Origin of the sequence: Amaricoccus sp. W119 (assembly GCF_047275745.1) — a bacterium.
Taxonomy (GTDB): domain Bacteria; phylum Pseudomonadota; class Alphaproteobacteria; order Rhodobacterales; family Rhodobacteraceae; genus Amaricoccus.
This window is the reverse complement of the sequence record NZ_JBKQWU010000090.1, coordinates 1-8,332: the sequence shown is the minus strand read 5'-3', so window position 1 is coordinate 8,332 and position 8,332 is coordinate 1. Positions and strand designations below refer to the sequence as shown.

Here is an 8,332-nt window from a genome sequence, read left to right as displayed (position 1 = left end):
TCCCTCCAAACGCCGAAGCCGGGCGTTTCGCCACCCCAACCGCTCCACGCCCGGCCCCGGCTCTCACCTCAGCTTCAGGACATCGTCTGTCAGATCAAGTGCTGACTTATACAGGGCGCATCTCGCGGAATTCGGCATCGTCATCGCGAAGGGAATCCACAGCATCGACCGTCTGCTCGCCACAGTCGAGAAGGCGCCCGAGGCGGCGTGGCCCGCGCTCGCGCTGCTAGCCGATCAGCTGCGCGATACGCACGATCGGATCGCCACCGTGACCGCGCGGGTCGAGTCCGCGCAGGCGGGAGACCCGCTCGCGCGCCGTCTTGCCAGCGTGCCCGGGATCGGGACGATCACCCCCATCAGTGGTGCGACAAGGCTCGCCGCTGAACTTCGTCCTGACGTGGTCGACGCGGCGGCGGCGGGCTCAGTAGTTTCCCGAGGCGGCTTCCCACGGGATCAGATTCTCCAACGTCAGGTCGGAGACCGCCCGTGGAGTCGCTCGTTCTCCTTCTCCAGATCCTTGAGGCGTTTGACCTGGTCGTTCTTCAGACCACCGAACTCCTTGCGCCAGCGATAGCACGTGAACCGCGTCACGCCGATCACGCGCATCGCTTCCGCGGCCGGCCGACCCTGCGACAACAGCACGTCGACCTGCCTCAGCCTCGCGACGATCTCCTCGGGATCGTGCTTTTCGAAAGCCCACCTCAGGGAGGACCACTTCTCAGGCGGCAGACCATCTCACGAGACAGCCGGGCGCCTGAAGCCTCGTGCCGGCAAGCTTGGGGCGGTGTCCGGATCTCGGGGGCCACCTCCATGGACCGGGTTCATCACAGGAGCGCCAATACGGGTCACCCCGCCACTCCCCATGGCATCGGCGCCCACCGCCACCGGATTGCCGGGCCGGGCGGCGACTTCACGACCGCGCGGGCCACGTTTCCCTGTTGACGCTCCCGCGTCGCTGGCCTATTTGGCCCCCACCGCGACGGGAGCCCGCTCCCGCGGCATCCATGGAGGGGTGGCAGAGCGGTCAAATGCAACGGACTGTAAATCCGTCGGGGAAACCCTACGCTGGTTCGAATCCAGCCCCCTCCACCAAGGACTTAGCCGATTTTCTTGAAGTGACGAAAATCGCGGTTTCCAGGCAGTTTCCAAAATGGTTCTCGATTCAGCCCACGACGAGCCGCAACCCGGCTGCCTTTTTCCGGTTCATCTCCACCCTCACACCCTCGGCCCGGCGCGGGTCCAGCGAGGCGTAAATGCCGATCATCTTGGCCGCCGTCTCGGACTTCCAGCCCATGATGAGCGCCAGATCGGCCACGCCCACGCCCGCGAGCACGAGCCGCGTCACCGCGCTGCCCCGGAGGTCATAGGGGTGCAGTTCCTCGCGGATCTTCGCCGCGCGCGCCGCCGCCTTGATGCTCTTGGAGAGATGATCCCGCGACCAGCTCGCCGCGCGCGCTGGCCGGATCAGATGCGCCTGCCCCTCAGGGCGCGCGTCGATCACCGCGGCCGCCGCGTCCGAGATCGGGATGATGGCCCATCGGCCGCGCTTGCTCGTGCGGACCCGCAGCAGCTTGCCGCAGGGCAGAATGTCCGCGCTCGTCGCGCGGCACAGGTCGCCGGGGCGCATCCCCGTTTCGGACCAGAGCACGATCGCCGCCGCGACTTCGGGAGAGGCGAGCTTGACCGCCGCCTCGATCTCGTCGTCCACCCAAATCAGTTCGTGCCGGTCGGCCGCGTAGGCGCTTTTCATACCGGAAATCCGGTTGACGGTCAGAATGTCTTCCTCGATCGCCCATTTGACGAGCTTGGTCAGCGCCTGCCGGGCGCGATCCGCGTCGCGCGGCTTGAACTGCCCGCGCCAGTCTCGGACCATCTTGCGGATCTCGGGCCGGTCGAACACCGCCGCGGGAGCGGTCCCGAATTTCTCATCAATCTTGCCGAACGCCCACCGGAGGTCGCGCTGATAGGATGGGCTCAGCGCCTTGTAGCCGGGCGTCTCCGAGAACCGGCGCATCATGTCGCGCACGGTCAGTTTGGCCGGCGCGCTCGCGTCCTCGATACCGTGGGCTTTCTCGTAGGCCGCCAGATACGGCGGCGATCCCACGGCATAGGCGCTATCGGAGCGCCAGATCACTGGTCCCCCGATGAACGCATAGTGGATTTCGAGGATAGCCCCGGATGCGAGGCGTTTCTTGACCTTCTTCACGCCGCGCAGGCGCACATAGCTCATGCGTTCTTCCTCAGCGAGCGATCCACGTCGCTCTCGCCATCTTCGGCGGCGGGAGCTCGCCCGGCTGAGTCAAGATTCGCAGGCCGCGCTTGCCGATCTCGACGCCGTAGACCGTCAAGCCGGCGCGCGTGGCCGCCCGGAGGAAGCTCTCCAGGCGGGCGGCTTGGCTATTCACTCTCGGCTCGGCCACGTCTCCCTCCATCCTTCGCCCTCTCCTTAGCATTGCATGTCCCGCACCGGCAGTAGCCTCGGGCGTGGTTGTGTCTCCCGCAGACGCCGGATCTCGTCCCGATGGCGAGTTCGGCCCCGCAGTCGGGGACCGCGCATTTCTTGCCGGATCGGCGCCCGCGGCTTCGGTTTGGGGCGGGCGACGGCGATGTAGGCGAACTGGTCGGGGCCCGTGCGCTCCTGCTCCAGGTGCACGAGGCCCTGTTCCGCGGTCCAGAACGCGCGCGATCCGAGGCGGGCCAGTTCCGCCCGCTGCTGATCCGGGAGCCGGGCGAATATCGGGAAGATGTCGAGAACCAGAAAGCCGCGATGGTATTCGAGCCGGTCGCCCGGCACGGCCTGTGCCACCCAGGCGCAGAACTCGATCTCGGTGAGCGGTCGGCGGCGCGGACCGTGGTGAAGGGGGTGGTGCCCATGAACATGATCTCCTCCTTTCGCCTCTACTCAGGCCGCCGCGAGATCGTCCCAGCCGGGACCGAGACCGTGTGCGGTGAGGACGTGACGGAGATCGCCAAGGCGGCGGTAGAGCACGGACCGGCTCCCGAACCCCTCGGCCGCAAGCGCGGTCACGGGGCGATGCGCCAGCGCCGCGCAGAAGCGGCGATCCTCGGCCGGGAGCCGTGCGAGGGCGGTTTCGATGGCGTGGCAAAGTTCGGTGACAGCAGCGGCGCAGCAGGTCTGGCCGTGCCAGGCGGCAAGCCCGTCGTCCTCGGTCAGCGTGTCGCCGACCGGCTCGCGCGCGCCGGCCAGCGGCACCTCGAGCGAGAGCAGCGACCCACCCTGCGCCCGGCGCTGGCGGTGATGGCGGATGGCGATCCGCGAGGACTGGTTGCGCAGAACGATGTTGGCGAAGGCGCCGATGCTGCCGCGCCGCGCGGCGAAGCCAGGCAGCCGGCAGATCAGGTCGACGAGCAGGTCCTGGCGGAGATCGTCATGATCGGCGGCGGGCAGAACCAGCTTGCGGCGCACGCGGCGCGCGGCGGCATCCGCTTCAGCGATCAGCGTGGAAAGGTCGGCGGGGGTAATCGGCGGGTGCATGTCGTTCGGTCCTGGTCGTTTCTGATGACCAGCCGAAGATGCAACCTGCTGAAACTATTTATCTCTCGGGCTTCTCCCGAAAACCTCCCGAAAACCTCCCGGCGCCGGAGAACGGGTCTATGCCATGAACCCGATCTCGGACGTGGCGAGAGTGAGACGGTAGCCAACCTTCGGTTTTGTCTCGATGAAGCCGTTCTGGGGAACCGCTGCCAGGCGACCGTTCTTCCGGAACAGGTCGCGCAGCCGGTTGATCGACCGGTCGGCCTGTTCGGGATTGCCCGGACGCCCCGTGGCCGACTGCAGCGTCGTCGAGATCGTGTCCCGTTGCACCCAACCGCCGCCGCCAGCGGCTTCCTCAGCGAGTAGAACGAACATGTCGAAGTCGCGCGGCTCTACAGCCAGTTCTACGGCATCGAAGGTCACGCGGCGCCCGACACGGTCGATGCTCAAGCGGGCTGCGGTCTCGGCCGAACACACCGGAAGACGCAGGCGGGTCAGATCCAGCGCGAAGGGCCGTGCCGAATCGGCGCCAAGATGATCCTCGATGCATGTCACGGTCATCCTCGGACCGTTCAGTTGGCGGGCCAGCGGCGTCGGCACTTCGACGGGCGAGAGCGCGATCAGCGCGACCGGGGTCTCGGTGTCGATCGCGCCACGCGCATGGTCGACGATCTCCTGCGCGGTTCCGCCTCGCATTTGCCGGACGAGGCATACCTCCACCGCCCGATCCTTTCGCTGGTGCCGGCCAAGTCGCCAGAGGCGGGGCGACAGCCGCGCCGGTCCTGGCCCCGTCAGATCGGATTGCGCGCGCAGCTGACGGCAGACAGCCTCAAGGTCGATGTCGCACAGCTGGATGTCGTGGGCGTCCGGCAGACGCGAACACTCCCCGGTCTCGGTATCGATCTCGATCAAGGCGCCGTCGTCGATAGCGAGGACCGCATCGCCTTCGTCGCGCTGGTCGACGCGTTCGATCAGGATGCCGAGCGTCTTCAGCCGTCGGACGGGATGGGGGTCGTAGGGCTGCAGGTCTTCGGCGCCGACGGCGCGGATCGGATGGCGATCACTCTGCCGCAACAGCAAGCGGATCAGATCGACCGGTTCTGCGAATGTCATTCTCTTCCAGCATGTCGAGGATCAGGCGCTCATGCGAGTGGTCGCGCATGCTGAGCATCCGCGGCGGCCGGACCGTCACCGGCACCACGATCTCGCTGTCCCCGACCTCGATGGTGACGTCGATCTTGGCGTGTACGATCCGCACGTCGGCGATGTCGATGTCCGAGGCGATTTCAGACAGCCGGCGCAGGGCATTGTCGGAATCGCGAAGGGTCATCAGCCAGGGCGACCGGCGCAGTCTGCCTGTCGTCGTCGGCTGCGCCTCGTCGATCCGCACCTCGCGCAGGACGACATGCGTGATGTCGCCTTCGGGGTCGAAGCGGAACCGGAAACCCGCGCCTCGGTCCCGCAGCGGCGCGAGCGTGTAAAGTTCCTGTTTCGCGGAGGCCTCGAAGACCGAGGACGTGCCCGCCGAAGAGTTTCACGAGCTTCCTGGCATCCGTCATGGACTTGGAGCCCACGGTGATCGAGCCGCGGCCGCGGTCGTACTCGATCGTCGACTGCACGATCTCGCGGAACGTCACCGTGTCCTCGACGCCCTTGTCGTCCACGTTCTTCGTGTCGGGCTTGGCGCCGCGCAGCACGAGCACCTTCACGAGGTCGTCCTCGTCGAACCATCGCACGTCGCAATAGTGGCCGTTGTACCGGCTCGCGAAGTGAAGCGCCCTCGGCGAAGTCCGCCTGCACGCCTTCCTCATGATGGCGCGGCTCGACGTCCTCCCGATCGGCATCGCGCTCCAGCTTCGACGAATGCACGAGAAAGGCGGCGGCGCTCAGCGCGCGATCAAAGATCAGTTGATGATCGAGCCAGGTGACGAGCGCGATGTAGCGCGGCGTGAACCGTTCATCGTCCGGCGCGGCGCCGGCCAGTACGTCGACGCCCGCCTCGCCGGACCTGGATGATGCGGGCGCCGGCATCCGTCGACAGGGTAGAGATGTTGTAGAGCGCGAACTGGAGCTTCGGCGCGAAGCTGACATCCGCCCCTGGCAAAGAGATCGAAGATCGCCTCGCGCCGCTTCTTTTCGTCCTCGGGCAGGGCCGCCCAGTCGAACCCGATCTGCCCAAGATGCGGCGCCAGAAGGCGATGCAACAGACCGAGATCGACGGTCCTCAAAAACGCGCGATCGACGAAATTCCTGATCCTCTTTCCCATGGCGCTCCTTTTCCAGCCGCTGGATGGGTGAAATGCTTCGCGATGTTCGACGCCGTGCGTCGCCGGCGACGCGGTCCTGACGGGCGAATCTCCGCCGCTCCAGGCCCGGTGTTCTGCGATTGTTCTACCAGCGGCCACAACCGGGAGTCGAGTCGGAGGCGCGAGGCAATCGCGCACGCGGCGCCTGCGCTGGGACGGTTCGCAATCACGATGAGTAGAGGCCAGAGGAGACGACCACTCCGAGGCCCGCATGAAACGCCCCAACCCACTGCCGCCCGACCGGATGGCTCCCGCAGAGCGCTGCGCCGAGCTGTGCGGTCTGCTGGCGCTCGGGCTGGTTCGATTGCGGATGCGGGAGATGGGCGAAGTATCTGACGATACAGGAGAACGTTGCCTACACTATCCGCCCGACGAATGCCGTCATGCAACTCCAACTCAGCGGAGAAATGCATGAACAAGCCCGCTCCCATCCCCGCGCGCTTGGCCGCGCTCAAGACCACGCCGACGCCCGACCTGAAGCAACAGTGGCGCGACCTGTTCGACAGCGAGCCGCCGCCGTTCAACCGCCGCTATCTCGAAAGCCGCATCGCCTATCGCATCCAGGAACTCGCCTATGGCGGGCTGAAGCCGGAGACGATCCGGCGCCTTGAGCGGCTGGGCGAGGAACTGGACGGCGGCGATATCAAGAAGCGCAGCATCCGCGCCGATCGCGAACGCCCGATCACCGGCACGCGGCTGCTGCGCGAATGGCAGGGCGTCGAGCAGATCGTCACCGTCACCGCCGATGGCTTCGAATGGCAGGGGCGGCCCTACAAGTCGCTGTCCGCCATCGCCCGCGCGATCACCGGTACCCGCTGGAACGGGTGGGTGTTTTTCGGCCTCAAGAACCATCGGAGGAGCGCATGACCAAACCGATTGTCCGGAAACTGCGCTGCGCCGTCTACACACGCAAATCCTCCGAGGAAGGGCTGGAGCAGGAGTTCAACTCGCTCCACGCTCAGCGGGAGGCTTGCGAGGCCTTCATCGCCAGCCAGCGGTCCGAGGGCTGGGTGCTGGTCCGCGATCAGACGATAGTGGCATCTCGGGCGGCACGCTGGAGCGTCCCGGCCTGCGTCAGCTCATGGCGGATATCGAGGACGGGCTTGTCGACGTGGTGGTGGTCTACAAGATCGACCGCCTCAGCCGCTCGCTGGCCGACTTCGCCAAGCTGGTGGAAGTGTTCGACCGCAACGGTGTGACCTTCGTCTCGGTTACGCGGTCCTTCAACACGACCACCTCCATGGGGCGGCTGACGCTGAACATCCTGCTTTCCTTCGCCCAGTTCGAGCGGGAGGTCACCGCCGAGCGTATCCGCGACAAGGTCGCCGCCAGCCGGAAAAAGGGCATGTGGATGGGGGGCGTGCCGCCCCACGGCTACCGAATGGAGAACCGGAAGCTGGTGGTCGACGAGGAACGCGCCACGCATGTGCGCTGGATCTTCGCTCGCTTCCTCGAAATCGGGTCCTGCACGGAACTGGCTCGAGAGGTCGGCGCACGCGGCATCCGCACGCCGCGCGGCAACCGGATCGACAAGAAATACATCTACCGGATGCTCAGCAACCGAGCCTACATCGGCGAGGCGGTCCACAAGGGCGAAAGCTATCCCGGCGAGCACGACGCCATCATCGACCGCGAGACATGGGACCACGTCCATGCGATCCTGCAGGAGAGCCCCGCAAGCGCGCTGCCCGGACTCGCGCCGACACGCCCGCGCTGCTGAAGGGACTGCTCTTCGGTCCCGATGGCGCCGCGTTTTCGCCGACCCATACGCGCAAGGGCGTCAGGCTCTACCGCTACTATGTCAGCCAGACTGTGCTGAAGCACGGCGCCGGATCCTGCCCCGTCGGACGCGTACCCGCAAGCGAGATCGAGGCGGCGGTCATTGACCAGCTTCGCGCCGTGTTCCGCGAGCCCGAGATCGTAGCGGGCACATGGAAGGCGGCGCGCGGCCACGCCGACGACATCACCGAGGCCGAAGCCCGTGCGGCCCTGCAACAACTCGACCCGCTGTGGGACGAACTCTTCCCCGCCGAGCAGGCGCGCATTGTCACGCTGCTGGTCGAGCGCGTCGATATCGGCACGAACGGGCTCAACTTCCGGCTCCGGATGGACGGCCTCGGAGGGCTCGGGCGCGAGATGCTGTCTGGCAGCATCGGAGCAGCGGCATGACCCGCGGGGCAGCGATCCCCGACACGGTGACGCTCCACGTCCCGTTCCGCGTCGTGAAGCGCGGCGGGCGCAAGGAAATGCAGCTGCCAGAAGGCGGCACGCACCCGGCGAGGACCGACAGCGCCCTCGTCAAGGCGCTGGCGCGTGCATTCCGCTGGAAGCGGATGCTGGAATCGGGCGAGTTCGCCACCATTGCCGAACTGGCCGAACGCGAAGGGATCGCGCCGTCCTACCTGACCCGCGTCCTGTGGTCTGCCCCCTGAAAAGTGGTCCTCCCTGAGGTAGGCTTTTGAGCCTTTGGAGGATGCCAGGAATGCCGCGCAGAAAGCACAAGCCCGAGGAGATTGTCGCGAAGCTGAGG

7 protein-coding genes, 1 tRNA gene and 3 pseudogenes are annotated in these 8,332 nt (G+C 66.6%); 4 read left to right on the top strand and 7 right to left on the bottom strand.

Annotated features, from left to right (window positions below):
- Positions 1 to 430: 430 nt before the first annotated feature.
- Positions 431 to 705, bottom strand: a pseudogene (locus ACLJK8_RS20890) (transposase); the annotation flags it as partial.
- Positions 706 to 1,006: 301 nt separating this feature from the next.
- Here ACLJK8_RS20890 and ACLJK8_RS20885 point away from each other — a divergent pair.
- Positions 1,007 to 1,092: transfer RNA gene (locus tag ACLJK8_RS20885), tRNA-Tyr, on the top strand.
- 70 nt (positions 1,093 to 1,162) lie between these two features.
- Here the strand turns inward: ACLJK8_RS20885 and ACLJK8_RS20880 are convergent.
- From ACLJK8_RS20880 to ACLJK8_RS20855, 6 genes are all read right to left on the bottom strand, one after another.
- Positions 1,163 to 2,230 (bottom strand): tyrosine-type recombinase/integrase, encoded by a 1,068-nt coding sequence (locus tag ACLJK8_RS20880; RefSeq protein ID WP_413152320.1) that lies wholly within the window; start codon positions 2,228 to 2,230, stop codon positions 1,163 to 1,165.
- A 216-nt stretch (positions 2,231 to 2,446) separates the two neighbouring features.
- A complete protein-coding gene (locus ACLJK8_RS20875) occupies positions 2,447 to 2,806 on the bottom strand; it encodes a hypothetical protein (protein WP_413152319.1) in 360 nt (119 codons plus the stop codon).
- Between the two features lie 96 nt (positions 2,807 to 2,902).
- Complete coding sequence (locus tag ACLJK8_RS20870) at positions 2,903 to 3,496, bottom strand: hypothetical protein (RefSeq protein WP_413152318.1); 594 nt, start codon at positions 3,494 to 3,496, stop codon at positions 2,903 to 2,905.
- A gap of 117 nt (positions 3,497 to 3,613) precedes the next feature.
- Complete coding sequence (locus ACLJK8_RS20865; RefSeq protein WP_413152317.1) at positions 3,614 to 4,609, bottom strand: hypothetical protein; 996 nt, start codon at positions 4,607 to 4,609, stop codon at positions 3,614 to 3,616.
- Positions 4,557 to 4,886 (bottom strand): hypothetical protein, encoded by a 330-nt coding sequence (locus tag ACLJK8_RS20860; RefSeq protein ID WP_413152316.1) that lies wholly within the window; start codon positions 4,884 to 4,886, stop codon positions 4,557 to 4,559. The genes ACLJK8_RS20865 and ACLJK8_RS20860 overlap by 53 nt, the downstream gene beginning before the upstream one ends.
- A gap of 514 nt (positions 4,887 to 5,400) precedes the next feature.
- Positions 5,401 to 5,763 carry a hypothetical protein gene (locus ACLJK8_RS20855; protein ID WP_413152315.1) on the bottom strand — a complete coding sequence of 121 codons (363 nt, stop codon included), beginning with the start codon at positions 5,761 to 5,763 and terminating at the stop codon, positions 5,401 to 5,403.
- Positions 5,764 to 6,213: 450 nt separating this feature from the next.
- Between ACLJK8_RS20855 and ACLJK8_RS20850 the strand changes: the two genes are divergently transcribed.
- The 3 genes and pseudogenes from ACLJK8_RS20850 to ACLJK8_RS20840 form a co-directional block, all read left to right on the top strand.
- Positions 6,214 to 6,669 carry a DUF2924 domain-containing protein gene (locus tag ACLJK8_RS20850; protein ID WP_413152314.1) on the top strand — a complete coding sequence of 152 codons (456 nt, stop codon included), beginning with the start codon at positions 6,214 to 6,216 and terminating at the stop codon, positions 6,667 to 6,669.
- Positions 6,666 to 7,971: pseudogene (locus ACLJK8_RS20845) on the top strand (recombinase family protein). Before ACLJK8_RS20850 ends, ACLJK8_RS20845 begins: the two are co-directional and overlap by 4 nt.
- Positions 7,968 to 8,219 (top strand): annotated as a pseudogene (locus ACLJK8_RS20840) (hypothetical protein); the annotation flags it as partial. The pseudogenes ACLJK8_RS20845 and ACLJK8_RS20840, both read left to right, overlap by 4 nt.
- Positions 8,220 to 8,332 lie beyond the last annotated feature (113 nt).